This is a genomic window from Alteriqipengyuania lutimaris (assembly GCF_003363135.1).
Classification (GTDB): domain Bacteria; phylum Pseudomonadota; class Alphaproteobacteria; order Sphingomonadales; family Sphingomonadaceae; genus Alteriqipengyuania; species Alteriqipengyuania lutimaris.
Map to the genome: position 1 here is coordinate 543724 of NZ_QRBB01000001.1, position 15521 is coordinate 559244.

General features: G+C 66.8%; 16 protein-coding genes and 1 tRNA gene. 7 read left to right on the plus strand and 10 right to left on the minus strand.

Annotated elements, in window-relative coordinates; genetic code table 11:
- Positions 1-125: 125 nt before the first annotated feature.
- Positions 126-1115, minus strand: coding sequence for a class II fructose-bisphosphatase (gene glpX, locus DL238_RS02630; RefSeq protein ID WP_115490837.1), 990 nt, complete (start codon positions 1113-1115; stop codon positions 126-128).
- A gap of 63 nt (positions 1116-1178) precedes the next feature.
- Between glpX and DL238_RS02635 the strand changes: the two genes are divergently transcribed.
- A complete protein-coding gene (locus DL238_RS02635) occupies positions 1179-1769 on the plus strand; it encodes a hypothetical protein (protein ID WP_234030929.1) in 591 nt (196 codons plus the stop codon).
- 4 nt (positions 1770-1773) lie between these two features.
- On the opposite strand, the gene DL238_RS02640 is transcribed toward DL238_RS02635, so the two are convergent.
- Positions 1774-3090, minus strand: coding sequence for a homoserine dehydrogenase (locus DL238_RS02640; RefSeq protein ID WP_115490838.1), 1317 nt, complete (start codon positions 3088-3090; stop codon positions 1774-1776).
- Between the two features lie 63 nt (positions 3091-3153).
- On the minus strand, positions 3154-4023 hold the full coding sequence (locus DL238_RS02645; RefSeq protein ID WP_115492731.1) for a hypothetical protein: 870 nt from the start codon (positions 4021-4023) through the stop codon (positions 3154-3156).
- A 324-nt stretch (positions 4024-4347) separates the two neighbouring features.
- On the opposite strand from DL238_RS02645, the gene DL238_RS02650 reads away from it, so the two are divergent.
- From DL238_RS02650 to DL238_RS02670, 5 genes are all read left to right on the plus strand, one after another.
- Complete coding sequence (locus DL238_RS02650) at positions 4348-5013, plus strand: energy transducer TonB (protein ID WP_234030930.1); 666 nt, start codon at positions 4348-4350, stop codon at positions 5011-5013.
- Positions 5014-5097: 84 nt separating this feature from the next.
- Positions 5098-5847, plus strand: a complete 750-nt coding sequence (locus DL238_RS02655) for a MotA/TolQ/ExbB proton channel family protein (protein ID WP_115490840.1) — start codon at positions 5098-5100, stop codon at positions 5845-5847.
- Positions 5848-5920: 73 nt separating this feature from the next.
- A complete protein-coding gene (locus DL238_RS02660) occupies positions 5921-6451 on the plus strand; it encodes an ExbD/TolR family protein (RefSeq protein WP_181883793.1) in 531 nt (176 codons plus the stop codon).
- A 34-nt stretch (positions 6452-6485) separates the two neighbouring features.
- The gene (locus DL238_RS02665; RefSeq protein WP_115490841.1) at positions 6486-6917 is read left to right on the plus strand and encodes an ExbD/TolR family protein; all 432 of its coding nucleotides are present in this window, start codon (positions 6486-6488) and stop codon (positions 6915-6917) included.
- Between the two features lie 176 nt (positions 6918-7093).
- Positions 7094-7516: an ExbD/TolR family protein gene (locus tag DL238_RS02670; protein WP_234030931.1), complete on the plus strand. Its 423-nt coding sequence runs from the start codon at positions 7094-7096 to the stop codon at positions 7514-7516.
- 23 nt (positions 7517-7539) lie between these two features.
- Here DL238_RS02670 and DL238_RS02675 read toward each other — a convergent pair whose 3' ends face one another.
- The 5 genes from DL238_RS02675 to DL238_RS02695 are packed head-to-tail and all read right to left on the minus strand — an operon-like array spanning position 7540 to position 13610.
- Positions 7540-9978, minus strand: a complete 2439-nt coding sequence (locus tag DL238_RS02675; RefSeq protein ID WP_115490842.1) for a ligase-associated DNA damage response DEXH box helicase — start codon at positions 9976-9978, stop codon at positions 7540-7542.
- Positions 9979-10017: 39 nt separating this feature from the next.
- Complete coding sequence (locus DL238_RS02680; RefSeq protein WP_115490843.1) at positions 10018-11082, minus strand: DUF2059 domain-containing protein; 1065 nt, start codon at positions 11080-11082, stop codon at positions 10018-10020.
- Positions 11083-11101: 19 nt separating this feature from the next.
- On the minus strand, positions 11102-12505 hold the full coding sequence (gene pgmG, locus DL238_RS02685) for a phosphoglucomutase/phosphomannomutase PgmG (protein ID WP_115490844.1): 1404 nt from the start codon (positions 12503-12505) through the stop codon (positions 11102-11104).
- Positions 12502-12798, minus strand: a complete 297-nt coding sequence (locus DL238_RS02690) for a J domain-containing protein (RefSeq protein ID WP_115490845.1) — start codon at positions 12796-12798, stop codon at positions 12502-12504. Before DL238_RS02690 ends, pgmG begins: the two co-directional genes overlap by 4 nt.
- Positions 12798-13610 carry a division plane positioning ATPase MipZ gene (locus DL238_RS02695; RefSeq protein WP_115492734.1) on the minus strand — a complete coding sequence of 271 codons (813 nt, stop codon included), beginning with the start codon at positions 13608-13610 and terminating at the stop codon, positions 12798-12800. Before DL238_RS02695 ends, DL238_RS02690 begins: the two co-directional genes overlap by 1 nt.
- Before the next feature lie 99 nt (positions 13611-13709).
- On the opposite strand from DL238_RS02695, the gene panC reads away from it, so the two are divergent.
- The gene (panC, locus tag DL238_RS02700) at positions 13710-14570 is read left to right on the plus strand and encodes a pantoate--beta-alanine ligase (RefSeq protein ID WP_115490846.1); all 861 of its coding nucleotides are present in this window, start codon (positions 13710-13712) and stop codon (positions 14568-14570) included.
- Positions 14571-14730: 160 nt separating this feature from the next.
- On the opposite strand, the gene DL238_RS02705 is transcribed toward panC, so the two are convergent.
- A tRNA-Gly gene (locus DL238_RS02705) sits at positions 14731-14804 on the minus strand.
- A gap of 79 nt (positions 14805-14883) precedes the next feature.
- Entirely contained in the window at positions 14884-15519 is a 636-nt protein-coding gene (locus DL238_RS02710) for an OmpA family protein (protein WP_115490847.1), read from the minus strand.
- Positions 15520-15521: the final 2 nt, after the last annotated feature.

Consider the following 15521-nt stretch of genomic DNA (forward strand, 5'->3'; position numbering starts at 1 on the left):
GTCCAGGAAGAAGAAAGCACCATCCCGGCTCGGGGGCCGGGATGACGAGGTGGCGATGTTCGGCCACCCATTCGGAGAGCGCGAAGGCCGTCGCTCCAGAGGAACCCGCGGCGCCTCCCCACGTCTTACCGCGCGCGGTGCTCGCTCTTGATCCAGCGCACGGTGCCGCTGGAGGAGCGCATGACCACGCTTTCGGTCGTCATCCGCCCGCCCGGCAGGCGCTTCACGCCGTCGAGCAGCGAGCCCGAGGTCACGCCGGTGGCGGCGAAGATGCAGTCGCCCTTGGCGAGGTCTTCCAGCTTGTAGATCCGGTCGAGGTCCTCGATCCCCCACTTGGCGGCGCGGGCGCGCTCGTCCTCGTTGCGGAAGACGAGGCGGCCGTTGAACTGGCCGCCGACGCAGCGCAGGGCGGCTGCGGCGAGCACGCCTTCGGGTGCGCCGCCCTGGCCCATGTACATGTCGATCGTCGTGTTCGGATCGGTCGTCGCGATCACGCCGGCCACGTCGCCGTCGCCGATCAGGATGACGCCGCAGCCCAGGGCGCGCAATTCGGCGATCATGCCTTCGTGGCGCGGGCGGTCGAGCACGCAGACGATGATGTCGCCGGGCTCCACGCCCTTGGCCGCGGCGACCGCCTTCACATTCTCGGTCGGCGATTTGGCGAGGTCGATCACGCCCTGGGGATAGCCGGGGCCGACCGCGATCTTGTCCATGTAGGTATCGGGCGCGTTCAGCAGGTTGCCCTTTTCCGCCGCGGCCAGCACGGCGAGCGCGTTGGGCCCGGCCTTGGCGGTGATCGTCGTGCCTTCCAGCGGATCGAGCGCGATGTCGATCTTGGGGCCGGTCCCGGGCGCACCGCCCACCTTCTCACCGATATAGAGCATCGGCGCCTCGTCGCGCTCGCCCTCGCCGATCACCACGGTGCCGTCGATATCGAGCTTGTCGAAAGCGCGCCGCATCGCCTCCACCGCGGCGGCATCGGCGGCTTTCTCGTCCCCCCGGCCGACCAGCTTCGAGGCCGCGATCGCCGCTTTCTCGGTGACCCGCACCATTTCGAGCACCAGCACGCGATCGAGTTCGTTTGCGAGCTCGCTGGACTTGCCTGAGGTGTTCATAGGTAATTCAGCCCTTCTGGTCTGGTTGGAGGTTTCAGCAGCGCCTAGTCGGGGAGTGGGGCCGTGTCGATAAGGTCGGGGATTTTCGTGCTTGCCCATGCGGCCGTCGCACTCGCGACCCCGGCGGCGGCGCAGGATGGCGAGGACGACGTCGTCGGGCCGCTCCTCGAACGTTCGCGCGAGGCCTACACCATGCCCGAACCCGAGCCCGAGAGACCCGCCGATTGCGCGGTTTCGCGGGACGACACGATCATCATCGTGTGCGCCCCGATCGAGGACGATCCGGACCGCTACCGCGTGAGCTCGCGGCTGGAGGATGGCGACGACAGCCACCTGTCGTGGAACGGCGAGGCGCCCGATGTCTCCGGCCCCGGCATCTTCAAGGGTCCGGCGACCGTCAGCGGCTTGTGCATCATTCCGCCGTGCCCGCCCCCGCCCGTCTACATGATCGACGTGACCGCGCTGCCCGAGGCGCCGCCGGGTTCGGATGCGGACCGGATCGCACGCGGCCTCTCCCCGCGCGGCAGCCGCTACGACGAGGGTGAGGCGGCACTCGATGCGACCGCGCAGCAGGATGGCGAGAGCCCGCCGGACGCACCCACTCCGGACACGCCCACCCCCAACGAGCCCGCCCCTGACGAGCCCGGAGGATGAGCGCTCAGTTCTGCAGGATCGGCATCGCGAGCGGCGGCTGCACGACGCTGTCGGCACCCTGCAGGCGCATCAGCGCGTCGCGCACGTTGCGCGCGGGTGCCTTGTGCGTGACGAGCGCGATCATGATCCCCGCCTCTTCGGGATCGACGCTCTCGCCTTCCTGGATCAGGCTCTGGATGCTGACCCGCGCATCGCGCATCGCCGCCGCCAGCTCGGCCAGCACGCCCGGGCGGTCGGCCACGACGAAGCGGAGGTAGTAGCGCGCCTCGCGCGCACCCGAATCGGCACGCTCGGCGGTGGCGAGCGCGTCGGCCGCCACGGCGAAGGGATGGCGCGCCTGTCCGCGCGCGAGCGAGACGAGATCGGCGACCACGCCGCTGGCGGTCGCCTCGCGCCCCGCGCCCGCGCCCTGGATCAGGATCGGGCCGGAGAAGTCGCCCTGCGCGAGCACTGCATTGGTCGGCCCGTCGATCGCGGCGAGCGGGTGATTGGCAGGCAGCAGGCAGGGCCGCACGCGCTGCAACAGCCGCTCGGGCTCGCCGCCCTGCCGCTCCAGATCGGCCATCGCGACCAGCCGGACGACATAGCCGAGCCGTTCGGCCTGCATGATGTCGGCGGCGCGCACCGCGCGAATCCCCTCGACCTCGACGCTGGCGAAATCGGGGCGCACCCCGAAGGCCAGCGCGGCGAGGATCGCGAGCTTGTGCGCCGCGTCGCCCCCGTCGACGTCGAGCGCGGGATCGGCTTCGGCATAGCCTAGCTGCTGGGCCTCGCGCAGCGTGTCGGCAAAGTCCTCTCCCGAGCGCTCCATCGCGGACAGGATGTAGTTGCTGGTCCCGTTGAGAATGCCCTCGATCCGGTCGAACCGGTTGCCCGACAGGCCATCGCGCAGTGTCTGGAGGATCGGCGTGCCCGCGCACACTGCGGCTTCGAACAGCATCGCCGCACCGTTGTCGCCCGCAAGTTGCGCAAGGTCGTAGCCATGCTCCGCGATCATCGCCTTGTTGGCGGTGACGACCGCGCGCCCGTTACCCAGCGCGGCGCGCGCCAGATCCAGCGCCGGGCCATCCGCGCCGCCGATCGCCTCGACCACGACATCGAGGCCGGGGAGTGTCGCCAGCTCGACCGGATCGTCGCACCATTGCAGCGCCGACAGGTCCATGCCCCGCTCGCGCGATCGGTCGCGCGCGCTCACCGCGACGACCTCGATCCTGCGGCCGCTGCGCGCGGCAAGCAGGTCCCCATGTTCGCTCAGCAGGTGCAGCACGCCCGTGCCCACGGTGCCGAGCCCGGCGATTCCGATCTTCAATGCGTCATCCATGGCCGCACGCGATTAGGGCCGCGAGACGCGTTGGCAAGCCCCCTGCGGCCCCGGACGTGCAGACTAGTAAGGCAACGTGGGCGCTTCGCGCAGGCGCTCGCACTGGCCCAGCTGCGACAGGACGTAGCGATAATCGTCGCTCGCCCGGGCTCGGTCGGCCGGCTCGCGCGCCAGATTCGCCTCGCTCGGCAGGCTCCGCGGCAGCGCGCAGGACAGGCGATAGTAAGCGAGCGAACCCGTCTCGGGCACACGCACCGCCTGGTCGACGATTTCGGAGAAGGACACGCCCCACACCGGCGCCATGTTCGGCCGGCGGACCACGCTGATGGCTGCGGGGGAGTTGTCGACGGTCTCGAGGAAGATCTGCGTTTCCGATTCGCCAGCAAGCGTTCCGGCGACCGACAGCGCGTCGCGAATGCCCACGATCTTGGGCGCGGCACCGGGCGCGACGAGCTGTTCCAGAATGAGACGGGTGCGCCGCTCCAGCCCCTCGTCCCAGAGCAGCTGGGCATCGGGCGCGACCAGTTGCAGCTGGCTCGGGCGGCCGGCCACGGGGCGGGCGAAGAGCAGCACCTCTTCCTTGCGCAGCTTGGGCTTGCGACCGCGTGCGTCGAGCGGGAGATCAACGAGATAGTTCACGCGCTCGCCCAGCGAAGTGGACCCGGCGATCAGGCCGAGCGTCTCCGCCTCGATGTAGAAGCGCGCGTATCCCGGCCGCAGCCCCGGGGCCCGTTCCGGCTCTACCTCACTCTGGCGGCGGACTTTGGCGCGCACGACGAGGTCGGCATAATCCGCCAGATCGATGAGATCGGCATCGCTCGCCTGCCTGGGCGCTTGCACGCCCTGGCTCGCATTCTGGGCCGCGAGGGGCGCGGCTGCGGGGACGCCGGTGGCCAGCATCGCGGCGCATATGATCGACGGGAGGAACTTCAAGGCGCTCTCCATGATTGAACAGGTCGGAACGATATAGGGTTTCGACCGGATGATTTTCAGGTGGCAGACACATCCGGCCGTGAATCCCGACTGAACCGACAAAGGGTTTGCAGAGGGTAATCATCCTGTTTAAGACCCGGCGCGTCTGGGTGGACGGTATGAAATTACCCGGACACGGCCCTTCCGGCTAAAGAGATTGCGCCTTCGGCATCGCCCGGGGATGCAATCGAATTGGCTGGAGAGGTTTGAACAATCGCCGTCCGGTGCAGCCGCCGGACATGATCGCCGGGCCGCGCCCGGTGCTTGATGGAGTGATGCGACTGCATGGCTTATTCAGATCAACAGATGAGCGGTAACAAGATTGTCGCTATCATCATCGTCGGTCTCATTCATGTCGTCATCGGCTACGTCCTTATTACCGGCCTGGCTTACGAAGCCGCCAAGAAGGTCGTGGAACGGGTGACGACAGTCGATATCGAGGAACCGCCGCCGCCGGAGCCGGAGGAAGAACCCCCGCCCCCCGAGCCGCAACAAGAGACTGCGCCTCCGCCGCCGGTAGCGCCGCCGCCGCCGATTTCGGTCGCGACGAACCCGCCGCCCGTGCGGACACAGCAGACGATTCCGCCGCCGGCTCCGCCTGCGCTGCGGATCCCGCCTGCTGCGCCGGTTGCGCCTCCGGCGCCTCCGCCCCCGCCGCCTCCGCCGCCGCCGCCTCCGCCCCCGGCGGAACCGCTGCGGCCGACGAACAACGCGGGTACGTGGATCACGACCTCGGACTACCGTTCGAGCTGGGTCTCCCGCGATTACACGGGCACCGTGTCCTTCCGCCTCACTATCGGCGGCAATGGCCGGGTGAGCGGGTGCACGATCACCGGCGGTTCGGCGCCCCAGGCGCTCAAGGATGCGTCCTGCCGGCTGATCGAGCGTCGGGCCCGCTTCAACCGGGACGGTACCTTCAACGGGACGGTGCAGTGGGTGCTTCCGGACTGATTTAAACGGCGCGCATCCCACATCCGGCGACAAGGGATGCGCGCCAGATTTTGTTAACAGCCATACTTTTTTGGAGAGTTCGCGATGTTCATTAATCTTATGGCGGCCGCTGGCGAGGCAGGCCCGCAGACTGAATTCGGCTTCATGGAAGCCATGGAACAGGGCGGTCCGATCGCCTGGACCATCCTGGCCGTCCTGGTCATCATGTCGGTCGGTTCGTTCTACATCCTCATCACCAAGCTGCTCGAGCAGAACAAGGTGCTGGGCCAGTACAAGAAGGTGCGTTCGCAGTTCTGGCGTGCCAACACCCTGGACGAAGGCGCAACCAAGCTCGACAAGAACAGCGCATGGCGCCAGATGGTCGACGACAGCCTCGCTGCCCGCGACCAGCACGGCAAGATGACCGACAGCATGGAAGCGCACGACTGGATGCACGGTTCGCTCGCCCGCTCGCAGGACGCGATCATGTCGCGCCTCAACGGCGGTCTCGCGTTCCTCGCCACGGTCGGTGCAACGGCACCGTTCGTCGGTCTGCTCGGTACCGTGATCGGGATCTACCGCGCGCTGATCAACATCGGCCTTGCCGGTTCGGCCTCGATCGACAAGGTCGCCGGCCCCGTCGGTGAAGCCCTGATCATGACCGCCATCGGCCTGCTCGTCGCCGTGCCGGCCGTGTTCGCGTACAACTGGCTGATGGCCCGCAACAAGCGGATCGCCGAACTGCTGACCGGTTTCTCGACCGATCTGCTGGCCTACATCAACTCGAACGGCTCGGTGAAGCCGATGACGGCGACGTCGACCGCGCAGGCAGCCAAGACGACTGTCAAGAAGTAAGCGACTGTCGGGGCCGCACGCGGTGCGGCCCCGTTCAGTTCCTTCACAGGTCAACTAGGATAGGACGGAAACCATGGCGATTTCCACGGGAGGCAGCGGCGATACGCCGATGGCAGACATCAACACCACTCCGCTGGTGGACGTGATGCTGGTGCTTCTCATCATCTTCCTGATCGCGGTTCCGGTCGCGATCCAGACGATCGAGAAGCTCGAAATTCCCATTTTCGAATCGGTCGAATCGAAAGACAAGGTCGAGAACCTGCTGCTGACGGTCAGCACCACCGACGGTTCGGGCAATGCGGCGGGCGAAAGCGGCTATACCGGCGCAGCGCGCGACGGCGAATGCCGCGTCTATTTCAATAACACCACGCCGGTGACGTCGGAAGAACTCTACGACCAGTCGTTCGAGCGCCTCGACAGCATCGTGCAGCGTGCCGGTGGACCGGAAGCGATCATGGAAGACCCCGATCTCATTCCGCAGGTCCACATTCGTGGCGACGTCAACGCGCCGTGGCGCTGTGTTGCGGGTGCGATCTACAACGTGCAGGCTGCCGGCTATCCGACGGTCGGGTTCATCTCGAACCCGGTCGATCCGAACGGCTAAGCGGCCCGCGATAAAGATTTAGGAGACCACAACCATGGCTATGTCAGGCGGCAGCGATGATGGCACGCCGATGATGGACATGAACATGACGCCGTTGATCGACGTCCTGCTCGTGCTCCTCATCATGTTCATCATCACGATCCCGGTCGCGACCCACGCGGTCAATATCGACCTCCCGCAGCCGAACCCCAACGATCCGCAGCAGGATATCGACCCGATCAAGAACAAGATTGTGTTGACCCAGAACGGCGAGATCCTGTGGAACGGCGAAGCGATCAACCAGGGTCAGCTGGTGCGCAACCTCGAACTCACCCGCGAGATCGAGCCCGAGCCCGAACTGCAGTTCGAGCCGGAACCGCTCGCCAGCTACGACATCTCGGCGCGTACGCTCAACATCATCAAGGCGTCGGGCGTCACCAAGTTCGGCTTCGTGGGTAACGAGCAGTACCGGACCTTCGGCAAGTAGAAATGCCTGCATAACCGGCCCCGCCACGGCGCAGGCCACCCGATCGAGGGGCGGAGCGATCCGCCCCTTTTTCGTGTCCGCCCCTTTTTTTGTGCCCGCCAGCAACGATTCTACAGACCACTGGCGCGCCACGCCAGAATGTTATACTTTCACATCTCCAACATGGGAGAGTGATGATGGCTTACGCGCAATCCACCCCGACCGGCCCGCTGGCCGACATGAACATGACACCCTTGATCGATGTCCTGCTCGTCCTCCTGATCATGTTCATCATCACCATCCCGCTCGCCGCCCATTCGGTCGATATTGATGTCGGCACCGGTGAGGGTACTTTCGATGTCGATCCGGTGGTCAACAAGGTGGTGGTCACCGAAAGCGGCATCGTGCTGTGGAACGGCGAGCCCGTAACTCAGCCCGAGCTCAAGGCCAATCTCGCCCTGGCCAGCGAGATCGCCCCCGAGCCGGAACTGCAGTTCGAGCCCGAAGCCAATGCGAGCTACGAGCTCTCGGCGCGGACGCTCAACCTGATCGAAGCATCGCCGGTCACCACTTTCGGCTTCGTCGGCAACGAAAAGTATCGCCAGTTCGAAGCCCGATAAACGCCAGTAGGAGTGACGCGCGCCTAGTCCCCGGGGCGCATCGCCTCTCCGGCCAGGCTTTCGGCCTCGAGCAAGAGCTCGTCGTCGACCGAGCCCTGCGGTACGCTCTCGCGGCCGATCATCACCATGACGGGGACCGCGAGCGGGCTGACACGGTCGAGCTCGACATGGACGAGGTCGCTCTGCGCCCGGTCGAGCAGGTCGCCCAGCCGCCCGACGTCGGTCATCCGCGTGCGCGCATCGGCCCACGCGGCTTCCAGCAGCACGTGATCGGGCTCGTACTTGCGCAGCACGTCGTAGATCAGGTCGGTCGAGAAGGTCACCTGCTTCCCGGTCTTGCGCTTGCCCGGGTGCTGCCGATCCACCAGCCCGCCGATCACCGCAACTTCGCGGAAGCTGCGCCGAAGCAGGTGCGAATCCTGCACCCAGTCGACGAATTCATGCGCGAGGATGTCGGGTGACAGCAGCGGCGCCGGGTCGGTCACCGGCTTGAGGCCCCATACCGCCAGCGAATAGTCGTTCGCCACGAACCCGCCGGGCACCAGCCCGCGGTCCTCCATCCGCTTGGTGATCAGCATGCCGAGCGACTGGTTCGCATTCCAGCCGATGAAGGTGTAATACACGGTGTAGTGCCGCTCGGCGCGCGGGAAGCTTTCGACCAGCAGGTTGTCCGGACCCGGCATCTGGCTGCGCCAGTCCTGCATTTCGAGCCATTCGCGCACATCGTCGGGGAAGCGCGCCCAGCCTGCGCGGTCGACCAGCATGGCGCGCACGCGGTCCGCCAGATGCGTCGTCAGCGGCATGCGAGCGCCGCCATAGCTCGGGATCATCGCCGCCTTGGTCGACGCACGCACGATAATCTCCATGTCGCGCAGCTGTTCGACCTCGAGCGACGTGCCGGCAAAGGCGAAGGTGTCACCGGGAGAAAGCTGCGCGGCGAAGTTCTCTTCCACCCGGCCGAGCGAGCGACCATTGCGGAAGCGCACCTCCAGCATCTCGGCATCCATGATGATCCCGGCATTCAGGCGATGGCGCGCGGCGTGCTGCGGGTGGGTGAGCCGCCACTCGCCCGAACGGTCGCGCACGATCCGCTGGAAGCGGTCATAGGCCTTGAGGGCATAGCCGCCGGTGGCGACGAAGTTCAGCACCCGCGCGAAAACCTCCTCGTCCACCCACGCATAGGGCAAGGCGCTGCGCACCTCGCGCAGGAGCTCCGCTTCGTCGAAGGGCGCGGCGCAGACGCAGGCCATCACGTGCTGCGCGAGCACGTCGAGCCCGCCCTCGCGAAAATCCTCGCCATCGCGCTGGCCTTCGTCGACCGCGTCCTTGGCGGCCTGCGCCTCGAGAAATTCGAACCGGTTGCCCGGCACCAGCACCGCACGGCTCGGCTGGTCAAGCCGGTGGTTGGCACGCCCCACGCGTTGCAGCAGGCGCGAGGATCCCTTGGGCGCCCCCATCTGGACCACGCAGTCGATATCGCCCCAGTCGACACCCAGATCGAGGCTGGCGGTCGCCACCAGCGCGCGCAACTCGCCCGCCGCCATCGCACCCTCGACCCGCTCGCGCGCTTCGCGGCTGAGCGAACCGTGGTGGATGCCGATCGGCAGCTTGTCCTCGTTCACGTCCCACAGATGCTGGAAGATATATTCGGCGAGAAAGCGCGTGTTGGTGAAGACCAGCGTCGTGCGGTTCGCGCGGATCAGCTCGTAAAGCTGCGGGATCGCCCAGGTCGCGGCATGGCCGCCCCAGGGCACGCGGTTCTCGTCCGGCAGGAGGATCTCGACTTCGGGCGGCGCACCGGGCTCGCCCTGCACCACCGCCACGCGATCGATCTCGCCCCATGGCGCGAGCCATTCGCGGAAGCCTTCCTCGTTGGCGACCGTCGCCGAAAGGGCAGCGCGCTGCATGTCCGGCGCGAGCGCCTGCAAACGTGCGAGGCACAGCGCGAGCAGATCACCGCGCTTGCCGGTGGCGAAAGCGTGGATCTCGTCGATCACGATGCGCTTGCATCCCGCGAACATCTCGAAGCTCTCGGGATAGGAGAGCAGAAGCGATAGGCTTTCGGGCGTGGTCAGCAGGACATGGGGCGGCTTGTCGCGCTGGCGCCGCTTGCGGTCGGAGGAGGTGTCGCCGCTGCGGGTCTCCGCGCGGATCGGCAGCCCCATCTCCTCGATCGGCGCGAGCAGGTTGCGCGCGACATCCTGCGCGAGCGCCTTCAGCGGCGAGACGTAGATCGTGTGCAGGCCTTCGGGCGGTTTTGCTCCGTCCAGCCGCGAGGGCGTGAACGCCGCCAGCGTCGGCAAGAAACCGGCGAGCGTCTTGCCCGCGCCTGTATCGGCCACCAGCAGCGCATGGTCGCCCGCATCGCTCGCATCGAGCATGGCGCGCTGGTGGCTGCGGATGCGCCAGTCGCGCCCCGCGAACCACTGCTCTATTTCTGGCGGTACGCCGCTGCCCGTCATGCCTTCACAATGCACGGGGAGGCGGTTGGAGCCGAGCGCTTATTGCGCGCCGGGAGCCTCACCCAGATCTTCCATGGCGTCCTCGAAGCTTTCGGGCTCTTCTTCGCGCTCTTCCTCCCCCGCTTCGAATTCCTCCGCAGCCATTTCGGCCTCGTCGGCGGCAATCTCGGCCATCGCATCGACATTGGCTTCGGCGTCGGCAGCCGCTGCGTCGGTCATGGCATCCACATCCGCCATGCTTTGCCGCAGCGTCATCTGGTCGACGCCGAGAATCTCGGACGCGCGCCGCTGTTCGGAGGGCGTCAGGTCGTCGTAGCGGCGCGGCTCGGGCAGGCCGGCTTCCGCCTCCTCGATGCCTTCGAGGAGCACCGGCAGTTCCTGCAGCATGCTCGGGATCGATTGCATCATGCCCGAGATGACCTGCGGGTCGGTGTTGATGACGAGGCTCTGGCGCGCATATTTCGCGCCCACCGGGGTGGCGAAGAAGGCGTTGAGCGCCACAAGCTCGCCGCTTTCGAAGCGGCTGGCATAGGCCTTGGCCAACCCGTCGCGCACACCGGGTTCGAGCGCGGCGAATGCCGTGTTCGCGGTGCTCAAGATCATGTCGAACTGCGCCCTCGAGCGCGTTTCGTAGACCGGATCGAACATCTGCGTCAGCTCGACACGCTCTTCGGGCGAAAGCCTGTCGAGGTCTTCGCCGTAGAGCCCGGTATATTCGGCGAGGTCGCCTGCACTCATCCCGCCGCCGTCGCTTTCGGCCATTTCGAGGATGGGCGAGAGGAAGGATTCCATCATCTGGCCCATCATCTCGCCGTAGACGCCTTCGGGCACCAGGCTCGCGGCAACGGCGGTCGCCTCGGGCAGCCGCGCCTCGGCCTCGGGCGTCAGCGGGTCGGCCTGGAACATCGCGGCGAACATCGAGCTGATCATGGCCAGCGCGGCGGGGTCCATGTCCTCCTCGCCGCCGGACGCGTCACCGTCCGGCTCGGTGACGATCTCGGTCGGGGCGTCGGGATCGATTTCCTCCATGGCGCCATCCTGCGCAAAGGCAGGCTGCGCCAGAGCGAGCGCACCCAGCGCGGCGGAAATCGCGAATGTCTTCATGTCCGTTCCCCCTTAGACGTCAGTGCCCGGCCTGCTCACCCCGCTCCAGCCCGGACAGCGCCAGCTGCTCGTCGATCTGTTCCATCAGCCGGGCGAGACCTTCCTCGCTGTCGCTCTCGGCGCGCGCGACGAGCACGTCCTGCGTGTTCGAGGCGCGCAGCAGCCACCAGCCGTCGTCGGTGGTGACGCGCACGCCGTCGGTGCCGTCCACCTGCGCCGGGCTGTCCGCCAGCCGCGCCTTGACCTCGTCGATCGCCGCAAACTTGCGCGACTCGTCGACCTGGAAGCGCATTTCGGGCGTGTTGACCATCGCGGGCATCGCGCCGCGCAGCTGCGTCACCGACTGCCCCAGCCGCGCCGACGCCGCGATCAGGCGCACGCCTGCGTAGAGCGCATCGTCGTATCCGTAATAGGTATCCGCGAAGAACACGTGCCCGCTCATCTCGCCTGCGAGCGGCGAGCCAGTTTCCTTCATTTTGGACTTAATCAGCGAGTGCCCGGTCTTCCACATCAGCGGCTTGCCGCCATGCGCCTCGACATGGTCGAACAGCGCGCGGCTGGCCTTCACATCCGCTATAATCGTGGCGCCGGCGCGCCTTTGCAGCAGGTCCTGCGCGTAGATCATCAGCAGCTGGTCGCCCCAGATCACCCGCCCTTCGCCGTCGATCGCGCCGATCCGGTCGCCATCGCCATCGAAAGCCACTCCGAAATCGAGCCCGTTCTGCGCGACCAGATCGCGCAGGTCGGCCAGATTGGCCTCGACCGTGGGATCGGGATGATGATTGGGGAAAGTGCCATCGACCTCTGCGTAGAGAACGTGATGCTCGCCGGGCAGCAGGGTGACAAGCTTTTCGAGCGCGGGGCCGGCTGCTCCGTTGCCCGCATCCCAGCCGATCTTGAGGCTTTCGAGCGTGTCGCGATCGATCCCGTCGATAGCCTCGAGCAGGCGCTCGACATAGGCGTCGAGGAGCGGGCGGTCGATCGCCGAACCGCTGCCATCCTCCCAGTCGCCCGCCGCCGCCATTTCGCCCAGCCGCTGGATATCGGTGCCGAAAAAGGGTCGGCCCTGAAACACCATCTTGAAGCCGTTGTAATTGGGGGGATTATGGCTGCCGGTTATCTGGATGCCGCCATCCACGTCGTCGGCTGAGGCTTCCGCGTAATAGAGCATCGGCGTCGCCCCCAGCCCCACGCGCACGACATCGCACCCGCTCGCGGTCAGGCCCTCGACCACGGCATGCTCCAGCATCGGGGAGCTTTGCCGCCCGTCGTAGCCGACCGCGACGCGCGATCCGCCCGCGCGCCTGATCAGCGTGCCGAAGCTGCGGCCGATGGCGCGCGCATCGTCCGCCTCCAGCGTTTCCCCGATGATGCCGCGAATGTCGTATTCTCTCAGGATGGTCGGGTCGAAACTGTGACTCATGACGGCTTTTCACTCTCCGGCAGATGTTCGATTAGCGTGTCGCGCGCGGCGTTGGCTTCGTGGACCTGCGCGCTCGTCCCGCCCATATCGGGATGGACCTGCCGCACAAGGCGTTTGTGGGCTTCGATGATCTGGGCGTGGCTGGCGTCGGACGAAACGCCGAGCAGCTTGCGCGCACGAAACACCGACTGGCCCCTGGTCGGCGGCGGCCTGAGGAAATCCCACGGCCAGCGTCCGAAAATCCAGCGGCAGACTATGCTGAGCACCGCAGCGATGACCAGCAGGCGGAGCATCAGGCCGCTTCCAGCGCGCGGTCCGCGCCGTCGGGTACGGGCAGGCGCAGGTTGTGCACCAGCTGGCGCAGCTCCTGCCGCGCGACGAGGTGGCTGGTGCCGAGATCGCCGAGATAGCCCTTGTCGAGCAGCGTGAGCCCCGAGGGGAAAAGCTCGCGATAGATCACGCGCTCGGACATGCCCGACGATACGCGGAAGCCCACGCGCTTGCTCAGTTCGCTCAAGGCGCGTTCGATCCGAACCATGTTGCGCGCCTCGGTGTGGCCGGTACGGTTGCGCACCACGACCCAGTCCATCTGCGGGCGGTCCTGTTCGATCGCGGTCTTGCTGCGCGCCAGCCGCGCTTCCCAGATGAGTTCGGCGTAGAAGCTCAGCCGGCGGACCTTGAAGCTTTCCGCATCCACCTGCCCGATCAGGTCGAAATCGACGAAGCTGTCGTTCAGCGGCGTCACCAGCGTGTCGGCTTCCTGCGCCACGTGGCGCGCGAGCGGATCGTCGCGGCCGGGCGTGTCGAAGATGAGGAAATCCGCGCCTTCGCTCAATTCGCGGGCCTTCTCTTCCAGCGCCTGTTCATCGCCGTCGGAGAAGACCGAGGATGCTGCGGTCGGCAGCGAAATGCTCCGCCGCCGCGCGGTTTCGTCCCGGTTTTCGAAATAGCGGTCCATCGTGCGCTGCCGATGGTCGAGATCGATCGCGACGACGCGCGCGCCCTGATAGGCAAGCGCGACCGCCACGTGCACGGCGGTGGTCGATTTGCCCGTGCCGCCCTTTTCGTTGGCGAAGACGATCCGGTGCGTGCGGCGACCTGTCACTTCGTGCAATCCTTTGCTGATGGCGATCGGGCCTGTTGCGCGGGCGTGTCGGGCACCGCTAGGCCGGTTGACGAATTGTTTATCGAAGGCCCCGGACCCATGCAATCCATACACCGGCTGGAACACTTGAGAACCGCGATCGACGGCTGGCGCGCGGCGGAAGAGCGTATCGCCTTCGTCCCCACGATGGGCGCGCTGCACGAAGGGCACCTGACGCTGGTCCGCGCCGCGAAGGCCCGTGCCGATCGCGTCGTTGTGTCGATTTTCGTCAATCCGACGCAGTTCGGCCCGAACGAGGATCTGGACGCCTATCCGCGCACGCTCGCGGCGGATTCCGCGCTGCTCGAAGCCGAGGGGGTCGATGCGCTGTGGGCGCCCGATGCGGCGACGATGTATCCCGACGGCTTTGCGACGAGCATCAGCGTCGAAGGCGTCAGCGCCGATTTCTGCGGAGCGAGTCGGCCGGGGCATTTTGCGGGCGTCGCGACAGTCGTCTGCAAGCTGTTCAACCAGGTGCGGCCGGACATCGCGCTGTTCGGGGAGAAGGACTGGCAGCAGCTTGCAGTGATCCGCCGCATGGCGCGCGATCTCGACCTTTGCCTGCCGCACGCCGACGCGATCATAGGAGTACCGACCGTGCGTGAGGACGACGGCCTCGCCCTGTCGAGCCGCAATCGTTACCTCGATGCCGAGCATCGGGCCAAGGCCGCAGTGCTGCCCCGCGCCATGCGGCAGGCGATCGCACGGATCATGGCGGGCGCGCCGGTGGGTGCGGCGCTTCGCGATCTGGAGCACATGCTGACCGAAGGCGGCTTTTCGAAGGTGGACTACGCCGCGCTTGCCGATGCGGCGTCGCTCGAACGGATCGATAGTCTGGGAGACCGCCCCGCGCGCCTGCTCGTCGCCGCACATATCCAGGGCACGCGGCTGATCGACAATATGGCGGTGGGAGAGGGTTAGACGCTCGCAAGTAAACTTGGTCACGGCAGCCAAAGGGCGACCGCCCGTCGGCCGGTTAGGCCGGACCCGGCAGGGGGCCGATGGCCAACCCAAGCGGGCCGCATGGTCCGCGCCACGCGCCTGAGGGGCCAAACACAAGCCCGGTCTGCCGTCAGGAAGATGGAGCGGGTAAGGGGAATCGAACCCCTCTAGCCAGCTTGGAAGGCTGGAGCATTACCACTATGCTATACCCGCATTCGCCGGGTGTCCTTGCCACCACCAGGGCAGGCCCGTCAATCATCCTCATGCGCGGATAATCGCTGCGGCGTAGCGCCTACTGCGTCGCGATCGACTTGGGCGCGCCGCTCGTGGGCGGTGCGCTGGGCGGGCCCGACGGGCCGGGCGTGGCCGTGGGTCCGGGATCGGGGATCGTCGCGCCTTCGGGCACGAGGATCGTCACTTCGACCCGGCGGTTGGCGGCGCGCCCGCGTTCGTTGGGCTCGCCATTGGGCAGGAGATTGGGCTGCACCGGGTTCTGCGCTCCGAAGGCGATCACGCGAATCGAGTCTTTGTCGAGCCCCTGTTCCTGCAGCCAGTCGGCGACGGTCTGCGCGCGCTCTTCCGATATCCGCATGTTGACCGCATCGGACCCGCCGGCATCGCTGTGGCCGCGCAGGATCACTCGCTCGACCTGCTGCCACTGGTCGGTTTCGACCAGGTTGCGCAGTTCGCCGAGGCTTGCGTCGTCGAGTTCGGAACCGCCGTCGGCAAAGGGGATGGTCGCGCGCAGCGGCTCGAGCGCGATCGGCGGGCGTTCGACTTCCATTTCTGGGCGGATGATGGAGGCCTGTTCCTGGCCCGCCCCGGTCGCAGTCGCGGTCGGCGTGGGTTCGGGTGCCGGTGCCGGCTCCTCCCGTTCACAGCCTGCCACAAGAGCGCCGAGCGCCAAGATGATGATGGGGCCACGCATGG